Annotated in this window: 25 protein-coding genes; 14 read left to right on the top strand and 11 right to left on the bottom strand. The window is 54.0% G+C overall.

Annotation, left to right across the window (positions count from 1 at the left end):
- Entirely contained in the window at positions 1-1170 is a 1170-nt protein-coding gene (locus tag BHK98_RS08230) for a PucR family transcriptional regulator (RefSeq protein ID WP_075713265.1), read from the top strand.
- A gap of 11 nt (positions 1171-1181) precedes the next feature.
- Positions 1182-1772, top strand: a complete 591-nt coding sequence (locus BHK98_RS08225; RefSeq protein WP_075713263.1) for a flavin reductase — start codon at positions 1182-1184, stop codon at positions 1770-1772.
- Between the two features lie 311 nt (positions 1773-2083).
- On the opposite strand, the gene BHK98_RS08220 is transcribed toward BHK98_RS08225, so the two are convergent.
- Positions 2084-3010, bottom strand: coding sequence for a hypothetical protein (locus BHK98_RS08220; RefSeq protein ID WP_075713261.1), 927 nt, complete (start codon positions 3008-3010; stop codon positions 2084-2086).
- 407 nt (positions 3011-3417) lie between these two features.
- Between BHK98_RS08220 and BHK98_RS08215 the strand changes: the two genes are divergently transcribed.
- From BHK98_RS08215 to BHK98_RS08205, 3 genes are all read left to right on the top strand, one after another.
- On the top strand, positions 3418-4338 hold the full coding sequence (locus tag BHK98_RS08215) for a sugar phosphate nucleotidyltransferase (RefSeq protein WP_075713259.1): 921 nt from the start codon (positions 3418-3420) through the stop codon (positions 4336-4338).
- Between the two features lie 235 nt (positions 4339-4573).
- Positions 4574-4900, top strand: coding sequence for a PadR family transcriptional regulator (locus BHK98_RS08210; protein ID WP_075713257.1), 327 nt, complete (start codon positions 4574-4576; stop codon positions 4898-4900).
- Positions 4897-6132, top strand: a complete 1236-nt coding sequence (locus tag BHK98_RS08205) for a DUF2812 domain-containing protein (RefSeq protein WP_075713255.1) — start codon at positions 4897-4899, stop codon at positions 6130-6132. The genes BHK98_RS08210 and BHK98_RS08205 overlap by 4 nt, the downstream gene beginning before the upstream one ends.
- Before the next feature lie 195 nt (positions 6133-6327).
- Here the strand turns inward: BHK98_RS08205 and BHK98_RS08200 are convergent, their stop codons facing one another.
- On the bottom strand, positions 6328-7638 hold the full coding sequence (locus BHK98_RS08200; protein WP_075713254.1) for an ATP-binding protein: 1311 nt from the start codon (positions 7636-7638) through the stop codon (positions 6328-6330).
- A 332-nt stretch (positions 7639-7970) separates the two neighbouring features.
- On the opposite strand from BHK98_RS08200, the gene rpsF reads away from it, so the two are divergent.
- From rpsF to rpsR, 3 genes are read left to right on the top strand one after another with little or no spacing between them, the layout of a single operon-like run.
- Complete coding sequence (rpsF, locus tag BHK98_RS08195) at positions 7971-8261, top strand: 30S ribosomal protein S6 (protein WP_075713252.1); 291 nt, start codon at positions 7971-7973, stop codon at positions 8259-8261.
- Positions 8262-8293: 32 nt separating this feature from the next.
- Positions 8294-8737 (top strand): single-stranded DNA-binding protein, encoded by a 444-nt coding sequence (locus BHK98_RS08190; RefSeq protein WP_075713250.1) that lies wholly within the window; start codon positions 8294-8296, stop codon positions 8735-8737.
- Between the two features lie 19 nt (positions 8738-8756).
- Positions 8757-8990, top strand: a complete 234-nt coding sequence (rpsR, locus tag BHK98_RS08185) for a 30S ribosomal protein S18 (protein WP_075713248.1) — start codon at positions 8757-8759, stop codon at positions 8988-8990.
- A gap of 179 nt (positions 8991-9169) precedes the next feature.
- Here the strand turns inward: rpsR and BHK98_RS08180 are convergent, their stop codons facing one another.
- Positions 9170-9733 (bottom strand): ferredoxin domain-containing protein, encoded by a 564-nt coding sequence (locus BHK98_RS08180; protein ID WP_075713246.1) that lies wholly within the window; start codon positions 9731-9733, stop codon positions 9170-9172.
- A 494-nt stretch (positions 9734-10227) separates the two neighbouring features.
- On the opposite strand from BHK98_RS08180, the gene hutH reads away from it, so the two are divergent.
- The 6 genes from hutH to BHK98_RS08150 all read left to right on the top strand — a co-directional run bounded on the left by hutH (position 10228) and on the right by BHK98_RS08150 (position 17545).
- A complete protein-coding gene (gene hutH, locus BHK98_RS08175; RefSeq protein ID WP_075713244.1) occupies positions 10228-11769 on the top strand; it encodes a histidine ammonia-lyase in 1542 nt (513 codons plus the stop codon).
- 12 nt (positions 11770-11781) lie between these two features.
- Positions 11782-13806 (top strand): urocanate hydratase, encoded by a 2025-nt coding sequence (locus BHK98_RS08170; RefSeq protein WP_075713242.1) that lies wholly within the window; start codon positions 11782-11784, stop codon positions 13804-13806.
- Positions 13807-13814: 8 nt separating this feature from the next.
- Positions 13815-15053: an imidazolonepropionase gene (gene hutI, locus BHK98_RS08165; protein ID WP_075713240.1), complete on the top strand. Its 1239-nt coding sequence runs from the start codon at positions 13815-13817 to the stop codon at positions 15051-15053.
- Entirely contained in the window at positions 15050-15676 is a 627-nt protein-coding gene (locus BHK98_RS08160) for a cyclodeaminase/cyclohydrolase family protein (RefSeq protein ID WP_075713238.1), read from the top strand. The genes hutI and BHK98_RS08160 overlap by 4 nt, the downstream gene beginning before the upstream one ends.
- A gap of 180 nt (positions 15677-15856) precedes the next feature.
- Positions 15857-16765 carry a glutamate formimidoyltransferase gene (ftcD, locus tag BHK98_RS08155; RefSeq protein ID WP_075713236.1) on the top strand — a complete coding sequence of 303 codons (909 nt, stop codon included), beginning with the start codon at positions 15857-15859 and terminating at the stop codon, positions 16763-16765.
- A 111-nt stretch (positions 16766-16876) separates the two neighbouring features.
- The gene (locus BHK98_RS08150) at positions 16877-17545 is read left to right on the top strand and encodes a GntR family transcriptional regulator (RefSeq protein ID WP_075713234.1); all 669 of its coding nucleotides are present in this window, start codon (positions 16877-16879) and stop codon (positions 17543-17545) included.
- Between the two features lie 312 nt (positions 17546-17857).
- Here BHK98_RS08150 and BHK98_RS08145 read toward each other — a convergent pair whose 3' ends face one another.
- The 8 genes from BHK98_RS08145 to BHK98_RS08110 form a co-directional block, all read right to left on the bottom strand.
- On the bottom strand, positions 17858-18286 hold the full coding sequence (locus tag BHK98_RS08145) for a DUF4430 domain-containing protein (protein ID WP_075713232.1): 429 nt from the start codon (positions 18284-18286) through the stop codon (positions 17858-17860).
- 9 nt (positions 18287-18295) lie between these two features.
- Positions 18296-19066, bottom strand: coding sequence for an amidohydrolase family protein (locus BHK98_RS08140; protein ID WP_075713230.1), 771 nt, complete (start codon positions 19064-19066; stop codon positions 18296-18298).
- Positions 19067-19575: 509 nt separating this feature from the next.
- The gene (locus tag BHK98_RS08135) at positions 19576-20349 is read right to left on the bottom strand and encodes an HAD-IIA family hydrolase (RefSeq protein WP_075713228.1); all 774 of its coding nucleotides are present in this window, start codon (positions 20347-20349) and stop codon (positions 19576-19578) included.
- Between the two features lie 231 nt (positions 20350-20580).
- On the bottom strand, positions 20581-21378 hold the full coding sequence (locus BHK98_RS08130; RefSeq protein ID WP_075713226.1) for an EcsC family protein: 798 nt from the start codon (positions 21376-21378) through the stop codon (positions 20581-20583).
- Between the two features lie 177 nt (positions 21379-21555).
- Complete coding sequence (locus BHK98_RS08125; RefSeq protein WP_075713224.1) at positions 21556-22107, bottom strand: 2-oxoacid:acceptor oxidoreductase family protein; 552 nt, start codon at positions 22105-22107, stop codon at positions 21556-21558.
- A complete protein-coding gene (locus BHK98_RS08120) occupies positions 22107-22931 on the bottom strand; it encodes a 2-oxoacid:ferredoxin oxidoreductase subunit beta (RefSeq protein ID WP_075715089.1) in 825 nt (274 codons plus the stop codon). Before BHK98_RS08120 ends, BHK98_RS08125 begins: the two co-directional genes overlap by 1 nt.
- Position 22932: 1 nt before the next feature.
- Positions 22933-24075, bottom strand: a complete 1143-nt coding sequence (locus tag BHK98_RS08115; RefSeq protein ID WP_075713222.1) for a 2-oxoacid:acceptor oxidoreductase subunit alpha — start codon at positions 24073-24075, stop codon at positions 22933-22935.
- A gap of 2 nt (positions 24076-24077) precedes the next feature.
- Positions 24078-24272, bottom strand: coding sequence for a 4Fe-4S dicluster domain-containing protein (locus tag BHK98_RS08110; protein ID WP_075713219.1), 195 nt, complete (start codon positions 24270-24272; stop codon positions 24078-24080).
- Positions 24273-24483 lie beyond the last annotated feature (211 nt).

Genomic DNA, 24483 nt, shown 5'->3' with positions numbered 1-24483 from the left:
ATGGCTGTAACGGTGAGAGATCTTCTGAAACTGGAAACAACGAGGGATTTTCAGCTGGTCGCCGGCGGGAAGGGACTGGATCTTCCCGTGAACCGGGTGGAAATCCTGGATTTTGAGTTCATGGAGGAAGGACAGGCGTATCGGAGCAGGAGCTTTGAGGGAAACAGCCTTGTGCTGACCAGCTTCCTCTACGCAAAGGACAGACCGGAGCTCATTCTTGACGGAATCCGCAGTCTCTGGCAGTATCACGTCCACGCCGTCGCCTACAAGCCGGTAATCTATCGGGAACTTCCGCAGGAGGCGTTGGATTACGCAGACCGGGTCGGGTTTCCTGTTTTCGTGTTCGGCAGCGACGCCTGGTTCGAGGACATTGTGTCCGATGTCAAGGCGCTGGAGCAGAAGACGGGGAAGCAGGAGATCGTGGAGCCGCTGCTGGAAAGCATGATGGACCGCTATTTCAGCAGCGGGGAGAGGGAGGAAGCGGCGGAGCTGGTGAATCCCACGTTCCGTATCTATTTCCGCGCTTACTACGCCCGGTGCCGGGAACGCAGCAGAGAGGAGGTCGAGGAAACCCTGAAGGATCTTCACCTGACCGGACAGCTGCAGCAGTGCGCCTTCGTGTGCCGCTTCCGACGCGGATATATGATCATGGTTTCCGGAGATTTCCCTCGGGAACGGGATTTCGAGGAGAAGAGGGATCGGATTTTCGCCCTTCTGGGGCTTGAGCGGAACAAAGTGATTCTGGGAGTCAGTGAGATCCGCCGTCTGCTTCCGGATTTCGACACCTGTATCATGGAGGCCTACTGGGCGGAGATTTTCGCGGAAATTGAGGGACAGGACGTCCGGCGCTTCGATGAGCTGCGGGCGGACCGGCTGTTTATTCCGTGGCCGGAGTCACCCATGACCGGCGAATATTCGGCAGAATATCTGAAGCCTCTCTTTGTAAACGGCGATGACAAAAGCGAGGAGCTGCTGTCCACGGCTGTCGCCTACGTCCTTGCGGGCGGCGATATGCAGGCTGCCGCGGAGCGCATGTTTTGTCACAAAAATACAATCCGCTATCGTGTCGGAAAGCTGCAGGAGAAGCTGGATCCGGAAACCTCTGAGAAGGTCTTTTTCCAGAACCTGTCTGCTGCGGTGAAAATATATCTATTGATGAAGGAAAAATAGGAGGTTGATGTATGAGTGCGATTTTCAAGTTGACTTACGGGTTATTCGTGCTGAGCGCAAAGGACGGTGAGAAGGACAACGCCTGTATTATCAATACGGCGCTGCAGGTGACGTCCAATCCGTTGCAGGTATCTGTGACAGTGAACAAGGCGAACTTCACGCACGATATGATCATGAAGACAGGCGAGTTCAACCTGTCGATTCTGTCTCAGGACACGCCGTTCGAGGTGTTCCAGCACTTCGGGATGCAGAGCGGCCGGGATGTGAACAAGTTCGAGGGGGACGTGCTGCGGACGGACAACGGAATCGCCTATGTCGGCGGAGTCAGCAACGCGGTAATCTCCGTGAAGGTCAGCAAGACGCTGGACGTCGGGACGCATACCATCTTTGTGGGAGAGGTGACGGAGGAGCACGTGCTGTCGGATGTTCCGTCGGTTACGTACCAGTACTACTTCGACCACATCAAGCCGAAGCCGGAGGCAACCAAGAAGAAGGGCTTCGTATGCAAGATCTGCGGATATGTCTATGAGGGCGACACCCTTCCGGAGGATTTCATCTGCCCGATCTGCAAGCACGGCGCAGAGGACTTCGAACCGCTGTAGAGCAGCATACAAAGGATATTGCGAGCGGCTCCGGAGCATCCGGAGATGATCCGGGAGCTCCTCCGCCCGCCGAAACGGCAGAAAACCGGGACCGCGTCATTTTCAGACGAGATCCCGGTTTTCGTTTGTGGAGATGTTCAATAGCCGTTTGCAATATGATAAGCGGGATTCGGAAACGGCCGAATCCCTGAGTACAGGCATCAGGCAGTGTCTGCCGGCGCACATAATAGTTGTTGGATTGCGCGCCGAAGAACTGCTGACAGGCTGCAGTCAGCACTCGTTAAGTCCGACGGGGACTTAGTGAGCAGACACTACTTATACCGGAGCTGGTATGCGCCGGAGGAATTCCCCAGTCTGCTGACCTTGACGTTAACGCTGATCGTTCTCTTCTTGCCCTTCGTGCTGAGGGTAAGGACATTGCCGTTGTAGCCGTTGGTGGAACGATTCATATAGATGGTTCTCTTGTATTTGAAGAAGCCCTTTGCCTTTGCGGTGACGACGACCTTCAGGGTCTCGTCGGTAGTTCCGTCGATGTAGATTTTGACCTTCTTGCTCTTCTTGGAGAACTTGTAATATTTGGAACCGCCATTGGACAGAATATATCCCTTGCGTTTCTTGTTCTTCTTCAGTTTGGCGGCCTTCTTCTTGGATTTTCCGTATTTGCCGTCGAAGGAGGTGCTCTTGTACTGGACGGAATTGGCGTAGATTCCGTTCATGTATGTGCCGCCGCTGCTCACCTTCAGATAATAGGTGGTCTTCGCCTTGACGCCGAAGGTCACATACTTCATATATGAAGTCGCCGACTGAGCGGAAACATAGACGGAGTCGGACAGACCGCCCTTCCTGGAGCTGCACAGCTGGATATTTCCGGAGGAATACTGTGAGACGGTGATGTATCCGCTGTGGGAGGGCTTAATCTGGAACCAGGTATCGCAATAATTGTAGCCGCTTCCGTAGTTAATGCCGACCGCAGTGTTTTCCGGCAGGAACGAGGTGGATCCGCCGCCGACATTTTTTGCGCCAGCGGCGATTTTCGCGGAGCCTGCCCGGACTGCTCTGTCCTTCAGCGTCCCGGCGCCGGGGGTACCGGCCTTTGTGATATCGGAAGGAGCCGCTTTCGTCACGCCGGCCCCGAAGCTGTCAGCACTCGCGGCGAACAGAGACTCGGCCCCCGCGAATGAAAACGACAGGGCGATGGCAAGAGCCAGAAGCAGCATACTCACTTTTCTTTTCATCATAACTTTCTTTCTCCCTTCATGGTTGATGAAGCCCTTTCTTCAGGGCTCCGGATTTTAATACTTCACCTGACGCTGTCCGGTTGATAAAACCTCAGTCTGATAATAGCATCGCAAAGTAAAATTGATGGTTCCGCCGGAGGTAAATGCGTGTAAAACCGTTCAGCTCTCCGGCGCGTTCCGTTTAACATGAAATATTCTACATAAGGAATAGTGCTGTTTGTGACCGCAATGAGCATTATTTCACTCGATTTGGATATATCGGGGACCGGAAACGCCGTGACCTGCAGCTCTGCTGAAGAGGGCGCGTCGGACGGAGAAAGGACGCGGACGCAAGACACGGGAGGTCAGAGGTTCTCATCGAAGACGATTCATGGTAAAATAACAGGTATGACATGAGGAGGAAAATTATGGATAAACCAGTATTAGTGGTCATGGCCGCCGGGATGGGAAGCCGGTACGGCGGTCTCAAGCAGATTGACCCGGTAACAGAGCAGGGAGAAATTCTGCTGGATTTTTCTTTGTACGACGGAATGATGGCCGGCTTCGACCGGGTGATTTTTGTTATAAAGGAGGAGCATGAAGAGGCGTTCCGCGAACTGCTGGACAGCCGCGCCGGGAAGTATATGAAGATAGAATACGCGTATCAGCGGCTGGAGGACCTGCCGCCGGGGTACCGGGTGCCGGAGGGCAGAGTGAAGCCGTGGGGGACGTGCCATGCGGTGCTCAGCGCGCGGGATCGTATCGACGGGCCCTTCGCGGTGATTAACGCGGACGACTACTACGGGCCGGGGGCGTTTGCCTCTCTCTACGATTATCTTGAGAACGGCGGGGACAAAGAAAAATACGATTTTGCCATGGTCGGCTACCGGCTGGACAAAACGCTGACGGAAAACGGTTATGTCTCCCGGGGTGTCTGCCGGGTCAGCGACTCCGGATATCTGCAGAGCGTCGTGGAGCACACGCGCATTCAGTGGCGGGGTTCGGACGTGGTATTCACTGAGGACGACGGGGTCACCTGGTCCGGGCTGGATCCCCACGCCACGGTTTCCATGAATTTCTGGGGATTCACCAGGTCCATGCTGGATGAGATGCAGGCCGGATTCCCCGGATTCCTGGATCGCGCGCTGGCGGAAAATCCGCTGAAGGCGGAATATTTTCTGCCGTCAGTCGTCGAGGAGCTGATTCGCCGCGGGAAAGCCTCCGTGAAGGTGCTCCGCTCCGAGGACAAATGGTACGGCGTGACGTATAAAGAGGACAAGGAGTCCGTCATGGCGGCGCTTCAGTCCATGAAGGACAAAGGACTGTACCCCGGCAGGCTCTGGAAGTAGCCTGCCGCAGGCCGGATCCTGACTCCGGTATGCGGCAGACAGGAGAGCGAAGGTCTTCGCGTAGCCGCATAGATGATTTTTAAGAAGCCGCGTGATGGATTTAATTTTCCGTATGTCCGTGCGTTGAATTTAATTTCCGTATTGACAATATCGAGTCTCGATGTTATGCTGAAGGCAGAGTTAATATCGATTCTCGATATTTTAGTATTTTCAGGACGAAACGGAGGCGGAAAGCGTGTCAAAAAAACCTCTGGAAACTCTGACGGAGACCATGTTCTATGTATTGATGGCGTTTTACGGGCAGGAAATGTGCGGGACGGAGATCGCCCGTTATGTCAGGGAGCTGACGAAGGGTGAGGTCTCTATGGGACCCGGCACTTTATATACGATTCTGTCCCAGTTTCAGAGGGAAGCTCTGATTGAAAGGACAGGGTCAGAAGGAAGAAAGATCACCTACGCGATAACAGAGCGGGGACGGCAGATGTATCGGTCGGAGCTGCGCCGGCTGCGGCGCTGCCTGGCAGACGCGGAGACTGCCGGCGCGGAAAGGGGAAAACTATGAGAAAGGACAGAAAATATGTTTTTGAAACGCTGATGTATCGCGATTTCGAACGACGGGAAAGCTATTACACGGATATGGCGGCTGAGGGATGGCACCTGAAAAAATACGGATTATGTGTTACTGTCTTTGAACGGGGAGAACCCGAGCCGGGGCGGCGGTACAGGCTCCTGCCGAAAAAGGGAACTCCGGATCCGCAGAAGCGGGAGCTTTTCCTGGCAGGCGGCTGGAAACAGGTGGACGCAGGCGGGAGCTGGGACATCTATTATACTGACGACCGCTCGGCAGAGGAACTGTTCACGGACGGAATCAGCTATCGGAGCTATATGGCGGATTTTATCGGAGGCGAGCTGCTGTGGCTTATCATCTTTCTTGTTACCGGCATCTGGATGGTACATGGAAATCTGTCAGCGCTGCTGCTGTTTAAACCGGGTACCTGGATGATGGCGGTAGATGAGGTTGGAATCTGTGTTCTGGCAGCAATGCCTGTCTTTCTGATCTGCTCTGCCGGGCTCTGGATAGACTATTTCATAACCAGTGCAGATATCATCCGTCGCATTAAGCACGGCACAGTGCGGCACGACCTTCCCTGGAAGCGCAAAGCCCGAATTGGAAGAATTGCTACGGTTCTGATTCTGGTCAGTCTGGCGGTGGTACTGGCGGGAAGCCTGTCCGGACGGGGTGAACTTTCCAGAGATGAACTTCAGAATTTTCATGCTGAACATCCTGTTCAGTTCGGGGCGATAGATCCGTCGGCGAATCGTGTCATACAGCAATGCATCCGGACAAACATATGGGAAGATCCCAACTCGTTCGAGGCGTCTGTGGACAGCAACGTATTGTTTCGGAAGAAGATTACCGTCAGTTACACGGTGGGTGACGGTAAGCCGCCGAGGTCTTATCCGGATATTGCTTATAATCAGATGGATTATCAGGCGCGGTATTATGAAGCCCGGAGCGAACGCATAGCAAGGATTTTCCTGGAGGGTGTAATCAGCGAGGATATCCGTTCAGCTATCAGGAGCGGCGACCTGCCCTCCGACGCGGACATGAACAAAATACAGCGGGATGTGCGTGGTACGGATTATGCCGGGTACTACGGCAGTGCAGACACCGCTCAGCATCTGTACCTGCGCCGCGGACGATACATCGAAATCGCCTCATACAGCGGGATGGAAGACAGCAGGTATCTGCTCAGCCGGGATCTGGACAAGTTTGTAAAAAATCTTCAATAATAATTTTGTCGGCAGCTGACCGACCCGGCGGCGAGAGTAAAGCCGCCGGTCTTCAGTCTGCCGCCCAGACGGTTCGGACGGATTGTGCGTCCCTGCGCGTCCCTGCGGCCGGGTATCGCCTATGCCGCCCGGAAACGCTGTTTTATAAATCATTGACGCAGTTCCTTTTATGTAGGAGCTGTATCGGGTTTTCTATCAGTTCCGTATAAATCTGAGTAAAAAATCTGCAGCGCCGATTACTGTGAATCCTTTTTCGTCCCGGGTCTCAGTTATAGGTTTGTTGACAACGATCACCTTTTGAATCTGATCATTTAATAATATGAAAGGACGAATCTCCCTGTCCTTCGTCACCTTATTCGAAATGTCTGCTGTAACCTGGATATAATATGCTCTGTTACCCTTTACCGCATAGAAATCGACTTCATGATCCTTTCTGACCGAATTGCCGTTTTTGTTCTTTTCAACTGTGTTGAAAACTCCGACATTAACTGTATATCCCTGATAAAGCAATTCGTTGAATACCATATTTTCCAGCATTTGCCCTTCATCAGGATAAGCGAAATTCAATCGGGCATTTCTCAGCCCGGTATCACAGAAATAATACTTTCTGAGCGCTCCGATCTCAGTACGTCCTTTAAGATCAAATCGGGACGCCTCTCTTATAATGAAGGCATCCTTAAAGAGACTGATATATTTATCTACTGTTTGTTTATCGATATTTTCGTGCTTAACGCTCTTAAAAGTGTTGGATATTTTAGTGGAATTCATCAGTGAACCTGTAGATTCACTGATTATATTGCATAATTCGTCAAGCGAGCTGCCCTTCCTCAGCTTATTGCGTTCCAGAATATCCCTGAAATATGTCATTTTAAAAAGCCCCTTAAGATAAGTCTCCTTCTCTGCTTTGTCCTTAAGTACCGCCAGCGGCATGCCTCCATACTGCATATACTCGTATATCGCATCTGAAGAACTGCCTCCTCTGTACTCATAGAACTCTTCAAATGACAAAGGTGCCAGAGCTATGTTTACGGCTTTATCTCTGAATTCCGTAATTATGTCTGAAGAAAGCATCCTGGAATTTGACCCGGTCACATAAAGATCTATATTCTTCTCGCGCGAAAGCCCCAGTATAACATCAACAAAGGAGACCACTTCAGTATCTGTTTTGCCGGCAGGAATATGCTTTCCATCTGTAAGAACCGGATTTTTAATTGTAAAAACCATCTGTATCTCGTCCAGAATGACATAACACTGCTCTTTGGACTTGCAGTATTCCCGGACATAATTGCCCAATTCTATCGGATCTCTGTATCTCGCATTTCGGAAATCATCAAGTTCCAGGATCAGAATAGCATCGCTGTTTACTCCCTGATCAATCAAATACTGCCTGTATATTTCCTTAAGTAAATATGACTTGCCGCATCTCCTTATGCCGGTAATCACCTTGGGAAAACCGTTATCTCTATTTGATATGAGCCGCCGGAGATAATTATCCCTTTTAATCACATAATCTCCTTTTTTGTAGAATTCTACATTTTTTTCAAATAAATTATATCGGGTATATGCATTGATTTCAAGAGGTAATCTAAAAAAATGTAGAATTCTACAGTTTTTTAGATTAGTGACAACTCGTGCAGTATTGTCTTATGCAGTTCATCTGTTCAGGGAAAGGGTTTCAGGAGTTCCCTCTGCGCTCCGCTCGCAGGAAATATTTATCTTGATTTTTGCCGTGCAAATGTGTATAATAATAGGGCGTATTCGCAGGGAGCTGCGGATGCATGCAATCTCTGCACTGCGCGGGACGCAGTGCCATCAAGTCCACAGGGAGGTGAAATAAAATGACAAACTATGAATTGATGTTCATTATCAATCCGACTCTGGAAGAGGAGAAGAAGAACGCTGTCGTTGAGAAGGTCACTGGGATCATTACCAACGGAGGCGGCGAGGTTTCCAAAACAGATGTCTGGGGAATGAGAAAGCTGGCTTATCCGATCGAGAAGAAGGAGGAAGGCTACTACGTCGTTCTCGAGTTCCAGGCCGCTCCGGAGCTGCCGAAGGAGCTGAACAGAAGGCTGAGAATTTCCGACGATGTAATGAGACATCTGGTCATCAACAAGGATGCCAGATAAAGGATGCCAAAGAGTAGAATCGAGGTGCAGGAATGAATAGTGTTCAACTGATCGGAAGACTGACCAGAGACCCGGAGGTGCGGTACACAGCGTCACAGATGGCTGTCGCTACCTTCACCATCGCGATCGATCGTCCGACGAGGGCCGGTGAGGAGAGGAAGGCGGACTTCCCCCGGATCACGGTGTTCGGAAGACAGGCGGAAACCTGTGAGAAGTATCTGACCAAGGGCCGTAAGGTTGCGATCGAGGGCAGAATCCAGACCGGAAGCTACCAGAACAAGAACGGAGAGACGGTCTACACGACGGATGTCGTTGCCAATCGGGTTGAATTCATCGATTGGGGAGGAGACCGTCAGGACGGCGGTTCTCAGAATTACGCAAGACCTCAGTCCGCTCCGGCGCCGCAGAGACAGCAGGAACCGGAAGCAGCGGTTCCCCCCGCCTTCGAGGCAATCGAAGACGACGTTCCATTCTAATGAAAGGAGATCACAGATAATGGATAACAGAAGACATGGCGGACCGAGAAGAAGAAAGGTATGCCAGTTTTGTGCGGATAAATCAGAAGCAATCGATTACAAAGATGTAGAGAAGCTGAAGAAGTACGTTACCGAAAGAGGTAAGATCCTTCCGAAGCGGATCACCGGAACTTGCGCCAAGCATCAGAGAGAGCTGACCACCGCAATCAAGCGCGCAAGAATCGTCGCTTTGCTGCCATACGTCGCAGACTAAGCAAATCACACATATAAAGTCGCATATCAGGGAACCCCGGAGAATTCCGAGGTCCCTGTTATTTTTTATGCATCGTTATTTTGCCGCCGCAGTCGCCGTGGTCGTCGCGCGGTATTGCGCCGGAAACGGCTGCGTGCCGCTGCTCTTCGCGGGCTGATGCCGTGCGGCCGTGGTCGCGCCTACTCGTCTTTCCCCGAAATGAGCACCGCGCCGGGACCCCGGTCAAAGAAAATGCTCTTGGCGGAAATGGAGAGCGGTATGCCGTAGCATACGCGCACGTCGGACGGAAAGATGTCCATCTGGCTCACTGCCTTCCCGACGGAATACATGACACGGTTGTCCACACGGCTGTCAGCGGCGATGGAAACCGCCGAGCCGATTGCGATGCCCAGATCTGTTGTGGTCAGCGCGCAGTTTCCGCCCGCTTTCCGCAGCTCTGCGCAGTTTTCAAAACCGCACATCCCGCAGTGATCCAGCCCGTGCGGAACGTCGCGGACACCGACGAGCACAACGCATTTGCATTTCTCCAGACATCCCGCGTCCCGGGTGATGAATTCCTCCTCATACTCCTCCCCGAGCTTGCGCATTTTCCGGACGATACGGTCCTTGTCGCTGCCGGAGGCGATTGCAGCCACCACCTTGTCCTGACCGCTTGCCTTCGGTGCGGTTTTGATCGCCGCTACCATTTTCTCTGCTGTGGCGAGAGCGAGCTCCGCTTCCATATCTTCTACGTATCTAAGCATATTTTCCTCCTCCTGTCCGGCTTTTCTCAGCAGGCCTTCTACCGTCTATTATAACGCAGGCGCAGAGGAATTTCCACCGGGGCGTACTGCATATTTATGAAAACAGGAGCTCCTGTTCCGGGGACAAAGGCTTTCCGGACGGGCTGCGGCGCGGCCGCGTGCCGCAGAAGTCTGAAAAATCCAGTAATGCGAATGCTTCAGCCGTCAATAGAGATGACAGAATATTAACGATTTAATAATTATCCACGATAAAGCTCTAATACTTTAACAGGACACAGTGGTAAAGTATTTGCGGGAAACAGAGGAAAAAATTGGGAGAAAAGGCTGAATCCTCGTAAAAAACACAAATTATTCTCAAAAAAGTATAGCAGAGGGAAGGCAAAAAAGGTATAATAATCTGTATCGGAAAGAGAAGGGTGTAAAGTTATATTTATACGATTTTGCAGTTAATTATTCAAAAGAGCAGAATCAGCATTCAATGAGGAGATTTTATTATGGCAGTAGTAATCAACGGGAAAGACCTTACAGTAGAAGAAGTAATCCGCGTCTGCCGCGGAATGGAGGAAGTCAGCATCTCTCCGGACGCGGAGAAGAGAGTGAACAAGGCGAGGGCCTACATCGACAAAAAACTGGACGAGGGCGCGATCATTTACGGCCTGACGACAGGATTCGGCAAATTCGCAAACGTTTTCATCGATCGCGATGAGACGACCGCGCTGCAGCATAACCTGATCATCAGTCATACCTGCGGCATGGGCGAACCCTACGAACAGAAATACGTGAGAGCGGCGATGCTGCTCCGCTGCAACGCTTTGTCCCGGGGCAACTCCGGAATCCGGTTCTCCACGATTCAGACGATGGTGGACATGCTGAACGCAGGCATCCATCCGCAGATCCCCTGCAAGGGAAGCCTGGGAGCCTCCGGCGATCTGGCGCCGCTTTCCTTCATCGCACTGGGACTCATCGGACTCGGGAACGTCGAGTATAAAGGTCAGATCATGCCGGCGGCAGAGGCCATGGAGAAGGAGGGCATCCGGCCGGTGGAGCTGGCGGCCAAGGAGGGCCTCGCACTGAACAACGGAACACAGATGATGACCGCCGTCGGCGTGAATGTTTTGTGGGATGCGATGCACCTGATGAAGGTGGCCGACCTGGCGGCCGCGATGACCGCAGAAGCACTTCACGGTATCACCAAGGCGTATGATCCCAAGGTTCACGAGCTTCGCGGGCACAAAGGACAGATCGAGTCGGCAGAGAATCTGCGGACCCTGCTGAAGGGAAGCAAGAACGCCATGAGGGTGCAGAACACCAAGGTGCAGGATCCGTATACGCTCCGTTGCGTTCCGCAGATCCACGGCGCCAGCAGAGACGCCATCGAATATGTGTACGATGCGGTGTCCAGAGAAATCAATGCGGTGACTGACAATCCCATCGTGTTCCCGGATGACGATGATGTAATCTCCGGCGGAAACTTCCACGGACAGCCGATGGCACTGGCCTTCGACTTTCTGAAAATCGCTGTTTCCGAGCTGGCGGACGTTTCCGAACGCCGGGCGGAGCGGATGATCAACCCGTCGCTTTCAGAGGGACTTCCCGGATTCCTGACCCTGCATGCGGGCGTCTGCTCCGGCTTCATGATCGCCCAGTATGCGGCCGCGTCCATGGTTTCGGAGAACAAAATCTATGACCATCCGGCCTGCGTGGATTCCATCCCGTCCTCCGGAAATCAGGAGGATCACGTATCCATGGGAACGACCTCCGCGAGAACGGCGGCAATGGTCCTGGACAACGCGGAGAAGGTGCTGGGAATCGAGATTGCCACGGCGGCTCAGGCGATCTGGCTGAGAGAGAAGATCGGAGAGAGTAAGATTTCCAACCTGGCGCCGGCGACAAAGGCCGCTTATGAATATATCAGAACAAAGTCAGATCCCATCGATCAGGATGTGATCATGCACGACGAGCTGGTGAAATTCGATGAAATGATTAAAGACAACAGCCTGCTGGAGGTTGTGGAAAAAGAGGTTACACTGAAATAGGAGGAAACGCAGATGCTTAATAACAACGAGATAAAAGGCGCAATGAAAATTCAGCTGGGAAATGAATATCCCGATTACCCGGAATTTCAGGAGGGAATCCGGAGAGCGCCGGACCGGGGATTCCGGCTCACCAGGGCGCAGGCGAAAATCGCACTGAAGAACGCCCTGCGCTATGTGCCGGAAGAACTGCACGAGAAACTGGCGCCGGAATTTATGGAAGAACTGACCACATATGGTCGTGTGTACGCGTACCGCTATCGTCCGGAAGGAAGAATCTACGGAAAGCCCATCGATGAGTACAAAGGAAAGTGCCTGGCCGGAAAGGCCTTTCAGGTCATGATCGACAACAACCTGGATTTCGAGGTGGCGCTGTACCCCTATGAGCTGGTCACCTACGGCGAAACCGGATCCGTCTGCCAGAACTGGCTTCAGTACCGGCTGATCAAGAAATATCTGGAGGAGCTGACGGAGGATCAGACGCTGGTCGTAGAGTCCGGAAATCCGCTGGGACTGTTCCCCTCCAAACCGGACGCGCCCCGCGTCATCATCACCAACGCTCTGATGATCGGAGAATACGACAACCTGGAGGACTGGGAAATCGCGGAGGAAATGGGCGTGGCCAACTACGGACAGATGACTGCCGGCGGCTGGATGTACATCGGACCGCAGGGTATTGTTCACGGAACCTTCAACACGATTCTCAACGCAGGCAGAAAGTACCTGGGCGTTGCGGAGCAGGACGACCTGGCCGGACATACCTTTGTATCCTCAGGCCTGGGCGGAATGAGCGGCGCGCAGCCGAAGGCCGCGAACATCGCCAATGCTGTGGGAATCTTCGCCGAGGTGGATTACTCCCGCATTGAGACACGGCACGACCAGGGATGGGTGGACGTGGTCATGGACGATCTGGACGAAATTTTCCGGCTGGCCAATGAGAAGAAAGCGGCGAAGGAGGGAATCTCCATCGCTTACCATGGAAATATCGTGGATCTGCTGGAGGCCGCGGTCGAGAAGAATTTCAAGATCGATCTTCTGTCCGATCAGACCTCCTGCCATAACGTGTATAACGGAGGCTACTGCCCGGCGGGTATGAGCTTCGAGGAGCGCACAGAGCTTCTGCACAGCGACAGAGAGGAATTCCGCCGGCAGGTGGACAAAACTCTGCGCAGGCATTTCGAGGCGATTCGCACTCTGACGGAGAGAGGAAGCTACTTCTTCGACTACGGCAATTCCTTTATGAAGGCGATGTATGATTCCGGCATTAAGGAAATGTCGAAGAACGGCGTGGACGACAAAGACGGGTTCATCTGGCCCTCTTATGTAGAGGACATCATGGGTCCGGTGCTGTTTGACTACGGATACGGCCCATTCCGCTGGGTCTGCCTCTCCGGAAAACCGGAGGACCTGGCGGCGACGGACAAAGCGGCGATGGACACCATCGACCCGAACCGCAGAGCGCAGGACAGAGACAACTGGGTATGGATCCGCGATGCCGGGAAAAATAAGCTGGTGGTCGGAACCCAGGCCCGCATACTTTATCAGGACGCGGAAGGCCGACGGGACATCGCGCTGGCATTTAACAAGCTGGTTCGGGAGGGAAAATGCGGTCCGATCATGATGGGCCGGGATCATCACGACGTATCCGGTACGGATTCCCCGTTCCGTGAGACCTCCAACATCAAGGACGGCTCCAATGTCATGGCGGATATGGCGGTGCAGTGCTATGCCGGCAACGCGGCCAGAGGAATGTCCCTCTGCGCGCTGCATAACGGCGGCGGCGTCGGCATCGGAAAAGCGGTCAACGGCGGCTTCGGTCTGCTGCTGGACGGCTCTGAGCGTGTGGATGAGATCATTCGCTCCGCCATCATGTGGGACGTGATGGGAGGCGTGGCACGGAGAAGCTGGGCCAGAAACGAGAACGCTCTCTCCACCGCGGCTGCATACAACAGAAATTACGACGGGAAAGGTCATATCACACTGCCGTTCCTGGCAGACGACGAGCTGGTGGAAAGCGTCGTTGACCGATTTGTGAAATAGGAGATCGTATGTCTACATTACTGATAAAAAACATCGGCACCCTGCAGACTCCGGTGGGCAGCTACAGCCACCGGGGCGCGGAGCAGGGCGAAAACCGGAAGCTCCGGGACGCGGCCGTCTATATCCGGGACGGCGTGATCACTGAGATTACCGACGGAGGCGATCTCCCTCTGGGGTCGGAGAGCGCAGACGTGGTTCTGGATGCGAATTACCGGCTGGTCACGCCGGGCCTTGTGGACGGGCATACCCATATGGTCTTCGGCGGCTACCGGCAGCATGAGGTGGCGATGAAGCTGAAGGGCGCCACATATCTGGACATCCTCCGGGCCGGCGGCGGAATCCTGGACACGGTGCGGAAAACCAGAGAGGCGGACGAGGCGGATCTCTGCTACAAGACCGGAAAATTCCTGGACGAGATGATGAACCACGGAGTCACCACCTGCGAGGCCAAGAGCGGTTACGGACTCGATTTCAACAGCGAGATGAAGATGCTGGAGGTCATCGGGCGGCTGAACGAGTTTCACGCCATGGACGTGATCCCCACCTTTATGGGGCCGCACGCGATTCCCGAGGAGTACAAAGGCAGGCCCGATGAGTTTATCGACATGGTATGCGGCGAGATGCTCCCTTATGTGAAGGAGCATAAACTGGCGGAATTCGCGGACATCTTCTGCGAGGATTCAGTGTTCAACTATGAGCAGAGCCGGAAATACCTTCTGCGGGCGAAGGAGCTGGGCTTCGGACTGAGGATTCACGCGGATGAAATTGAGGCTATCGGAGGCTCCCGTCTGGCGGGGGAACTGGGCTGCGTCAGTGCGGAGCACCTGATTTCCATCGATGAAGAGGGACTGGAATCGATGGCGAAGGGAGGTACGACTGCGATGTGTCTTCCCGCGACGTCCTTCTATCTGGGGGCGAACTACGCACCGGCTCGCCGGATGATTGAAATGGGAATTCCGGTGGCCTGTGCCAGTGACTTCAATCCGGGTTCCTGCCCGTCTATGAACCTTCAGTTCGTGATGAATCTGGCGTGTCTGAAATACAGGATGCTGCCGGAGGAGGTTCTGACCGCGGTGACCATCAATCCGGCCTGCGCGGTGGGCAGAGGCGACCGGGTAGGGACGCTGGAGGTCGGAAAGCAGGCAGATCTCGTGATCTGGGATGCGCCGGATATGGAAATGCTCTGTTATCGTTTTGGCTCAAATATGACCGCGAGGGTCGTCAAGAAAGGAAAAATTATAAAATGAAATTAGTCGACATGAAGGTGAATGAATTTCTGGACGTACTGAAATCTGACGCACCGGCGCCCGGCGGCGGTTCTGTCAGCGCCCTTTCGGGCGCGGAGGGCTGCGCTTTGTTCGTGATGGTCGCTGATCTCACACTGGGGAAGGAAAAGTACGCGGATTTCCAGGACATCTGCGCCGCGGCGAAGGAGAAGGGGCTGCCTTTGTACCGTGAGCTCACGGCTGCGGTGGACAAAGACACAGACGCCTATAACCTGATCTCGGACGCGTTTAAGCTGCCGAAGGGCACCGAAGAAGAGAAGGCGGCACGGAAGAAGGCCATCGCGGACGGAACGCTGGTGGCGACGGAGGTTCCCTTCCGCACGATGCAGCTGGGGTATGAGGGCCTGAAGCTTGCGGAAACGCTGGTCGGGCATTCCAATCCGAACTGCGCCAGCGATCTGGGCGTCGGCATTCTGCAGCTCCGGTCCTGTGTGTTCGGAGCGTGGATGAACGTCCTGATTAATCTGCCGGGCGTCAAGGACGCGGAGAAGGCTTCCTATTTCGGCGCGGAGGGGCAGAAAATGTATGAGGAAGCGTCGGTGATTTCCTCCCGCTGCTTCAGCGCTATCACAGAATCGTTATAACCTGCGGCAAGACGGCGAGCGCCGACAATTGCTGCGACGCCGCGCCACAATGCGGCAAGACGGCGAACGCCGCGAGCCGACGCCGCAGCGGAAATCAGTATAACCCCGTGACAGAAAACGCCCGCCGGAACCGGCGAGGCGGCGGGCAGAATCATTTGTACTTCAAAAGGAGAAAACGCAATGGCACAGATTATCGAAAGTATTCCAAACATCAGCGAAGGGAGACGGCCGGAGGTGGTAGAGGCCTGTGTGGATGAAATCCGCAGCACGCCCGGCTGCACGCTGCTTGACTATTCCTCTGATGAAAGTCATAATAGGAGTGTCATCACATATATCGGTGATGCAAAGGCAGTAGAAGAAGCGAGCGTCAAGCTGGTGAAGAAGGCCGCGGAGCTGATCGACCTGAATCACCATGAGGGCGAGCATCCTCGGATGGGTGCGGTGGACGTAATGCCGTTCCTCCCCATCAAGGACTGCACGACGGAGGACTGCATCGAGCTTTCCAAAGTGGTTGGAAAGCGCATCGCGGACGAGGCGGGCGTTCCGGTCTTCCTTTATGAGGAATCTGCAACGCGTCCGGAGCGGCAGAACCTCGTGAAAATCCGTAAAGGTCAGTTTGAGGGTATGGCGGAGAAGGTCCAGGAACCGGACTGGGAACCGGATTTCGGCGGACGCAGAATCCATCCGACGGCCGGCGTGACGGCAGTCGGCGCCAGACCGCCGCTTGTGGCGTTTAATCTGGACCTGGATACGGACGACGTGCAGATCGCAAAGAACATTGCGAAGATCATCCGCGAGAAGGACGGCGGATTCAAGTGCGTCAAGTCCATGGGTTTTGAAATCGAGGATGAGGAAACCGGACGCAAATATGCGCAGGTCTCCTGCAATATGACGAATTTCGAGCAGACGCCTCTTTACCGCGTGGTGGAAACCGTGAAATTCGAGGCGGCGCGCTACGGCGTTCACGTCACCAAAACCGAGATCATCGGACTCTGCCCGATGAAGGCGATGGTGGACTGTGCGCAGTACTATATGCAGACCAACGATTTCGATTTCGAGAAGCAGATTCTGGAGAACCACATCATCTGATCGGAAACGGAACCGTTCAGCCGGCCGGCCGGTTGACCCGGATTTCGACCCGACGCCGCAATACGACTGCCCTGAATCACTGAGGGCAGTTTTTTGTATCAGGAGAAAGAAATGACGGAACGAAAAAAATTTACTCTGGAATTCTCTCTGTCCCGCGAGATTGCAGGCATTCTCCGCGACCGGATTCTGCACGGGGAATACGGAATCGGCGAGCAGCTGAAGGAAAACAGAATCGCCGGGGAGCTGAGGGTCAGCCGGACGCCGGTGCGCGAGGCATTCAAAATCCTGGAGGATGAGGGTCTTGTGGAATACAGGAAGAACCGCGGCTGTTTCGCACAGGGAATCACCCGTCAGGATATAGAGGACATCTACGCGGTGCGAAAGGCGCTGGAGGGTCTGGCGGTGGAATGGGCCTGCAGGCATATGACGCCGGACTATGTGCAGCGGCTCACAGACCATTGCGATCTGATGGATTTTTACGCCGGCCGCGAGGATGCGTCGCAGGTTCTGGAGCTGAACGAGGGCTTTCACGATATAATTTATGAAGCTGCGGGGAGCCGTTTCATGGCCCGGGTTCTGCGCTCCTACAAAGGATACATCCGTATGAACCGCCGCAATGTCTTTTATGAGGAGAAAAATCTTCGGGAAATCTCTGCAGAGCACAAAGCAATCCGGGATGCGCTTGCCGCCGGGGATGAGGAGGCGGCGCGGCAGGCCATGTCCCGCCATCTGGATGAATCCCGCCGCCGCGCCGAGGCGAGCCTGGCAAGGATGGAATAACGGCGGACAGGGTTTTTGTGTTGGCGCGGCAGTGGGCCGCACCGCAGAATTCTTGCGTTGGCGAGGCGTGGCCGCGGCGGTGGGCCGTGAAGCCTTGTGTTGCTGGACCATGCTGAGCCCGCATCGCGAAGGCATGAAAAAAGACATAGAAAAAGAGACCCATCGAGGGATGAGACTCTTTTTCTGAAAGTGTGTGTATTCAATAAAAGAAGGAAAGTTGGTATATAAAATACCAAACTCGATTGAACAACCATAGTATAAGGTATTTATGTGAAGATTGCGTGAAGGAATGCGGTTGATTCGCATTTTTAGTTATTTTTTTGTATAATACCAGGTGATGTTATCCCCATCCTTCAAATCGTAATCCTGGGGATTGTCACTGACCTCCTTGCCGTTGATTTTGTACTTCCACACATAATTTTTCTTCAGCTCACCGTTGTTGATTCCGTTGATTCCCTGCACCTCATTATTTGTGGTATCGACGAGAAGCTGTATCTCGCTGATATTGCAGTAAAGCTCCGTAGCCTCCAGCACCGAAGACTCCTCCTCCGCCTTGAACTTGAAGTTCTCCAGGTCCGGCTTGTTCGCCCTGCCCGGATAGTCGATGGAAATCAGGAGATTAATCGGATTGACGACGGATTCCTCGGCAGAAGAGCTGCTTTTGTCCCTGCATCCGGTAACGCACACAGCCAGCCCCAGCGACAGCGCGCAGATAAATATAATCGAAAGTTTCTTTTTCATAATTTCCCCCTAAAACATCTGATTCGACAACAGGTCATAAAGCTCCTCCATGGCCTGGTCGTAAGCGCTGTAAACAATATTGCCCTCGTTTATGATCAGATCGGCGTGCGAATGCGCGAAGGCCTTCAGATCCTTCTCGTACGGGTCCTCGTCGAAGACGGTGAAGTTTGCCTTCTTCCCGACTTCAATCGTTCCCATATCCTCCAGCCGGCCGATATTCTCCGCCGCGGTGCGCGTCAGGCGCAGGATGGCGTCCTGCACGCTTTTGCTGTCATCATACACAGGGTTGAACAAAAGCAGGCTGGTGCGCGGGTTTTCCAGAATTGCATCGAAGCAGCCGTCATAGAGCTCCTTCTCAAAGGCGGTCTGCCAGGACACATCGTAAATAATCGATGAGTCTTCAGTTCCGATGAATCTGCGGAATGGCGCTCTCCTTCTATCGCCGGGGCCGTGGAGACAAAGCACGCATACGCCTTTGTCGTTCAAATAGTCTACAGCCTCCCCGACCCAGTACAGCACCTCCGACTCCCCGAATTCCGGGTCCGTCTCCGCCGCATTGTCAAAAGCGTCAATGGCAGGCGCACTGTAGGTGTCGATAAATCCCGGAAAAACAACAGCACCGTCAAGGTCATGAAGCTCCGCCTCCCGCAGCAGCTCCTCACTGAAATCATCATATCGTCCGACCGCTGTAATGACGCCGTCCTCGCAACAGATCGCGTCCACCGCCGATGACGACGGCACCATCGTGTGGAAGCGGCCATTGTAATATATTTTCTTCATTAAATGATTCCCTCCGTTTCTACTACCGAACATCTTATCATAAAAAAGCCCTGTTGTTAACAGAAATTGTCGGGTGGTGTATAACTGTGAGGTGAGAAATATGCGCGGGCAGTCGGGCGGATGGCGATGGTTCGGCTGAGGATAGAGTGGTAAGTGGCAAACGAGTTAGAGGCGTTTAAAGTTGCCACATTTTTGGTTTTTTTTCGATTTTGTGGCAGATTTGGCGACCAACGGCCTTTTAAGCGGCTCTGTAATCGCCAATTTACGATGTGGTGCGCGTTATCAAGACTCCTATATCTTCAGTAGGATTATATAGTTGAGTTGTCCGTTGATTAGTTCCAATTCTTCACTGGATAGTATCGTTGGCCGGGGATGTTTTCTGATTTTAACAGCTGTCTCGCAGCATTTTTCTAGACTTTCGCCGTCCATATGCGGCTGCCGTACTATCGCAGTTCGAGGGGCACTGCTGCGGTTCGGGAGTGCCGCGCCATGCGTGGCGATTTTGCAGGTTATTTTGCGATGTCGCCTACGCCGTTGAGGATAAGACGGGGACGATAAGGGAAGAGGCTGACCTGTTCGCGGCTGGTAACGCCGGACAGAACAAGAACTGTATCCAGGCCGCTCTCGATGCCGGCGATGATATCAGTATCCATGCGGTCGCCGATCATGGCAGCGTCTTCCGAGTGGACGCCCAGAATCCGAAGGCCGGTACGCATCATCAGCGGATTGGGTTTACCGACAAAATATGCCTGCTTGCCGGTGGCCATTTCAATCGGCGAGATCAGAGCCCGGCATGCAGGGACGATTCCCAGATCGGAGGGGCCGGTCACATCAGAATTGGTCCCGATAAGGCGAGCACCCTCCCGCACCAGAGAAACCGCCTTGCAGATCGTCTCATAGTTATAATTTTGTACCTCGCCCACAATCACATAATCAGGATTGCGGTCGGAGATAGCAACGCCGCATTCGTAGAGCGCCCCCACCAGTCCCGGTTCGCCGATGACGTAGGCGGTGCAGTGCTCCATCTGCTGGCTGACGAATCTTGCGGTTGCAAGTGCGCTGGTATAGAAGTGCTCCTTGCCGACGTTCAGCCCCATTCGGGAAAGCTTCATCTGGAGCTCCAAAGGCGTTTTGCCGCTGGCGTTGGTCAGGAAAAGATATTCTTTCTCTTCTCGCTGAAGCCATTCCACGAACTCCTTTACGCCCGGAAGCAGCACATTTCCGTGATAGATAACGCCGTCCATGTCGCATATGAATCCTTTTTTGTTTTTCAACTGTTCCATTTTTTCTCCTTTCCTGTTGATGATAGCATCACAAAGTAAAATTGATGTCTTTATCGGAGTTAAATGTATGTAAATTTCCTTATGCGACCGTATGCGTCCTTACGCGTGTGCCCGGATTGGCCCTTGAAACTTCGCGGCCGGCCGCATTCTTACTCTCCGCGGATTATTCGCCGGGCGCACACTTCGTTGGTCGTTCGGTTGCGGGATGTCTTCGAGCGCTTCGCAGCCGGCTCATGCGAGCGCCGGACCGTCCAGAGGATCGCTGTGATCGATGAGGAACCGGCGATGATACTTCAGCTGAGCGTATTTCGTGATTTTGTTCATATAAATCGCATCGTATGCGCCGCCCACCGCGCCTACCACGGGAACGCCCTGCAGAAATTTCATATACAGGAGCTCTGTGGAAAGGGCTGCGGAGGACTTGCGGATCTGGGCGTGCTGGTCGTAGTCCTTTGGCAGTTCGGGACGATCCAGAAACCGATTGATCTGCGCGTTCTGCTCATCCAGCTCCTTGCCGCAGCACAGAGATGCTTCGATGATGCGCAGGATGAAATATTTTTCCTGCGGCGTGTCGTAGCTGTAGCCGAAGTGGAGGGCGATCTCATAGATTCCCTTGAGCATCGTGGCGGTGAACAAAGGAATGTCCGGGAGGCCTACGCCCAGGATGCCCATGCCGATTCCGGCTCCTCCGGAGAACAAAAGATTACGGCCGCCTGCGGCTCCGGCCTTGTTGGAGATGTGGCGCAGGGATTCCCGATCGCCCCGGGACAGAGCTTCCTCTCGCTCCTCCACAAAGGATTCTTCAATGCCGTTTTTATTGTAGGTCTTCTCGATGACGCCGGTTCCCTTCTCGAATATCAATTCAAAGGCCTTGGAAAACGCGAGATCCAGTTTGTCCTGAAGAGCGTCCGGAACGTGCTTTTCCAGAAGCCGGTTCAAGCGGGATTCCTTCCTGAACCGCCCTTTCTGAAGATACTCGTATTCCTGTCGCTGCATGCGGTTCCATTCCTTCTGCCATGGTGTGGTCATGATCACTTCCTCCTCTTTCAGAATAGTATAACACGTAATCTGAAAAGAAGGAGAAGATATTGTGAGGAGAGTCTGATATTCCCTGCGCCATCGTCCGGCTCGTAGAAAAACACGGTCTGCTGCGGCGGCTGGCTCGCTCTGTGCAGTACGAGCTGCTGTGGCGGAGTCCTTTCGGGGCTATTCTGTCCTGCGCCGGTCCTGCACCAGTTTGGCGCCCAGACGAACCGCTTTCAGATTCAGCGCTTCGCTGCCCTTTGGAATATGGGCGAGGACCGCTTCCTCCATGGACTTCTGGGAGGCTAGATGCAGTGCCTCATTTACCGCTCCGCACGCGATGATGTTGGCCGAAACCTTTTTCCCGATCACATCGATGGCGGACTGGATGATGGGAAGCCGCAGCACCTCATGCTTCTGGGAAATCCGCTCCGGCACCCGGACGGAGTCGTCCACGATGATGGCGGCGCCGGGGGCGAGCTTCTTGCTGAATTTGTCGAAGGAATTCTGCGACAGGGACAAAAGGAAGGTCGGCGTCTCGATCTTCGTATAGTTAATCGGCTTGTCGTCTACGATGGTCTCGGCTTTACAGAGTCCACCCCGCGCTTCCGGCCCGTAGGACTGGGACTGGACAACCTGTTTGCCGTCCAGGAAGGCGGCCTCTGCCATGATAATGGTTCCCAGGATGACGCCCTGACCGCCGGAACCTGTGAATCTCAGCTGTTCTTTCGCCATTACCGGTCACCTCCTGCGATATGGATGATTTTGTCGTATTCCTCAACGTACTCCGGGCGACCTTCTACGCGGCTGAACTCACCGAGAAGCACTTTTCCCTCGAGCTCAGCGGGCTCCATTTTCGCCGCCTTTTTTATGTCGATACAGTTTTGTTCCTGCCAATGCATCATCTCCACGGCGGATCCTTTTTTGTTCTTGCGACCGTAGTAGGTCGGGCAGATGCTGACGCCCTCGATTACGGAAAATCCTTTGTGCCGGATGCCGTTCTCGATGAGGCGGATCATCTGCGGAACGTGGAAGCAGTCTCCCCTTGCCGTGTAGGTAGCGCCGGCAGCCTCGGACAGCTTAGGAAGGTCGAAATCTCCGTCGATGTTTCCATAGGGTGCCGTCGTTCCCTTCTCGCCGGTCGGCGTCGTGGGGGAATACTGCCCGCCGGTCATGCCGTAGATGTTGTTGTTGAAAATCACAACGGTCATATCGATGTTCCGCCGGCAGGCGTGGATCAGATGGTTTCCGCCGATCGCCGCCGCGTCTCCGTCTCCGGTCACGACGATGACGTGGAGCTCGGGGCGGGCCATTTTGATTCCGGTGGCAAAGGCGATGGCTCTCCCGTGGGTGGTGTGCAGAGTGTTGTAGTTCATGTATCCCGCCGCCCGTGAGGAACAGCCGATTCCGCTGACGATGGCGACCCGTTCCTTGGGAAGGCCCACGTTATAGATGGCCTGGCAGACGTCCCGCATCAGAATGCCGTGGCCGCAGCCGGGGCACCAGATGTGAGGGAGTCTTCTGGTCCGCATGGTTTCCTGTACTAATTTGCTTGGCATATTATTCATCCCCCTCTTCTATTTTCTTGATGATTTCGGTGGGGCTGATGGCGGTGCCGTTGACCTTGCCGATAAATTCCACCTTTGTATCTCCTTTGATGATACCCTCTACGGTCAGCAGGACCTGCCCGTAATTATGCTCTACCACGATGAGACGGCGCAGCTGACGGGCTCTTGATACGAGCTCGTATTCCGGGAAGGGCCAGAGTGTGACGGGGCGGAACATTCCGACGTTGTAGCCCATGTCCCGGGCCTCGTCCACGGCCTCGCGGACGGCCCGTGTGGTGCCGCCGTAGCAGACGATTCCGATATCGGCGTCTTCCATCTGGTATTCTTCGTAATCGAGGATTCCGCTGTATTTGTATATCTGGATCTTTTTCATGATGCGGTCGTTCTCTGCACCGGCGATCCGGTTGTCGTTGGTGGGGAAGCCGGCCTCGTCATGGAACAGTCCTGTGATGTTGTAAAGGTGTCCGTCTCCGAAGGAGGTCATGTGCGGAACGTACTGGCCCTCGCCGAAGGCGTAAGGCATGGAGTTGATCATGTGGGTGTTCCGGTTATGGATTTCCAGCTCGTCTGACGGAATGATCTCGCAGCCTTCCCGCATATGTCCGACGATTTCGTCCATCAGCAGGATCACCGGGGTGCGGAACCGTTCGGCCAGGTTGAAGGCGCGGACAGTCTGGTTGAAGGTGTCCTGGACGGAGCACGGGCATATGGCAATGACCGGATGATCTCCGTGGGTACCCCATTTGGCCTGCATCACGTCGCCCTGCGAGGGGGATGTGGGAAGGCCGGTGGAGGGACCGGACCGCATGACGTCAACGATAACGATTGGGATTTCTGCGATGGTGGCGTAGCCGATATTTTCCTGCTTCAGGGAAAATCCCGGACCGGAGGTCGCCGTCATGGATTTTGTGCCTGCCACAGACGCGCCCAGCGCCGCCGCTATGCTGGCAATCTCGTCCTCCATCTGCATAAATTTACCGCCGACCTGCGGCAGACGTACTGCGCTGCGTTCCGCGATTTCCGTGGACGGGGTTATGGGGTAGCCTGCGAAAAACCGCATTCCGGCGGCCAGAGCGCCCTCGACGCAGGCCTCGTTTCCCTGCAGGAGCTGGAATCGTTTCTGTTTCTCCGCCATCTCTACGCCTCCTCTACCCAGATTGCATAATCCGGACACCGCTGTTCGCAGAGGCCGCAGCATATGCAGTCGTCAGGGTTTTCGACGACAACTTTTTCCTGCCGTATTATCAGCACTTTCTTGGGACAGAACTCCGCACAGTAGCCGCAGCCCTTGCACCACTCGGGCTCTGTGCATAGTTTTTTTCCTTTTAGCATTTTCCTCGTTTCTCCTTCAACTCTGATGAATGATAAGGTTTCTGTACTGAATATATCACAAATGAAGATGCCGCCCGCGGAAAAAACATTATAAATACAATTATACATTCGGAAGCGATTTATAACGGTAAAGTGTTGAAATTACTGGGGTTGCGGGGCGAGAGGTGAGGGACGGTCGGCGAGGGGGTGCGGATGGACGGCGAGTAGGTCG

The sequence above is a fragment of the Hornefia porci genome (genome assembly GCF_001940235.1).
In the GTDB taxonomy this organism is placed as follows: Bacteria; Bacillota; Clostridia; order Peptostreptococcales; family Anaerovoracaceae; genus Aminicella; species Aminicella porci.
This window is presented reverse-complemented; position numbering and strand designations above follow the sequence as displayed.